Genomic DNA, 1,312 nt, shown 5'->3' on the forward strand with positions numbered 1-1,312 from the left:
GAGCGCCTGCCGCAGCACCTCACCCCGTACGTACGCGTAACCGGGATCGACCGCGTCCTCGGCGAGCCGCGGCTCCGGCACGGCCGGACCTGCGACCCGGCGGCGCGGCAGCGACCGCTGGACGAGCGCGTGCGCGGTCAGCACCCGGCGGTTGCGGCCGAGCGACGGCGGCAGCACCAGGTAGGCGATGCGGACGAGACGCGGATAGCGCTCGACGAGCGCGGCCTCGGCCTGCTCGACGTCGACGGGGCCCACGGGCGAGGGAACGAGATCCTTGGTGCTCACGTTCAGCAGAACGAGCGATTCTTCCGATGGTCACCCCGGCGGCCGGGAGCGGGAGGCCGCGGCCGACTCCCCGTCCGGCGTCCCCCGCCGGCTCACCCCGTACGGACCGTCAGCCGCTCACGGAGCCGCTCCGTCACCACGTCCGGGACCCCGAGACCCTCCCGTACGTACCGCTCCATCGACCCGTGCCGGACCGCCACTTCGTCGAGAGCCGCGTCCAGGTACTGCGGCAGGACGCCGATCAGATCGAGCGCGAGATCGGGGTCGCCGCCCTGGGCGGTGAACCCCTCGACCATCGGCGCGAAGGCCTGCCGTACAGCCGTGTTGACCGACAGGTACTCCTTCCGCACCGTCTCCTCGTCCGCGCCGAGCAGCGACAGGACGACCGTCGCCGCCCACCCCGTCCGGTCCTTGCCCGCCGAACAGTGGAAGAGGAGCGGACCGGCGTCCGGAGCGCCCAGCTCGGTGAGGAAGATGCCGTAGGCGGCGCGGGCGGACTCGCCGGAGACGAAGGTCCGGTACGTCCGGGCGAAGGCCGCCCGGACCTGGCCCCCGCCGAGATGCTCCTCGGCGAGCGCCGGGTCGGTGAGCAGCTCCTTGAGGCGGGCGGCGGGCGGCAGTCCGCTGGTGGCCAGATGGTCGGCGAGCACGTCCGCGACGAGGACCCGGGCACCGGAGGGGAGCCGGTCGGGCCGGTCGGCGCGCTCGGTCTCCGTACGGAAGTCGACGACCGTACGGATGCCCAGCGCGGCCACGGCCGGCTCGGCCGGGTCGAGCCGGTCGAGCAGGGCGGAACGGAGGACGAGGCCCGGACGGACGGAATGCCCGGCAGCGAGCGGCAGCCCGCCCAGGTCACGGAGGTTGGCGACGGAGGTGGCGGGGATGGCGGGCATGACGTCGACTCCTCCGGTACGTACGTGTTCGTCTCGACCGTAGTGGATCAACCCGGTACGAGCAGTTCCGGATGTCTCACGTGATGGCGTCCCGGCCCCCGACCCCCGGCCCCCGCTCCTACCCTCCGTCCCGT

The 1,312-nt window shown here is 73.6% G+C and carries 1 protein-coding gene and 1 pseudogene; both read right to left on the reverse strand.

Features of this window, described 5'->3' with window-relative positions:
* Positions 1-294 (reverse strand): annotated as a pseudogene (locus AOK00_RS22410) (hypothetical protein); the annotation flags it as partial.
* An 83-nt stretch (positions 295-377) separates the two neighbouring features.
* On the reverse strand, positions 378-1,178 hold the full coding sequence (locus AOK00_RS22415; RefSeq protein WP_055602091.1) for a tyrosine-protein phosphatase: 801 nt from the start codon (positions 1,176-1,178) through the stop codon (positions 378-380).
* Positions 1,179-1,312 lie beyond the last annotated feature (134 nt).

Origin of the sequence: Streptomyces aureus (genome assembly GCF_001418135.1) — a bacterium.
Lineage (GTDB): Bacteria > Actinomycetota > Actinomycetes > Streptomycetales > Streptomycetaceae > Streptomyces > Streptomyces aureus_A.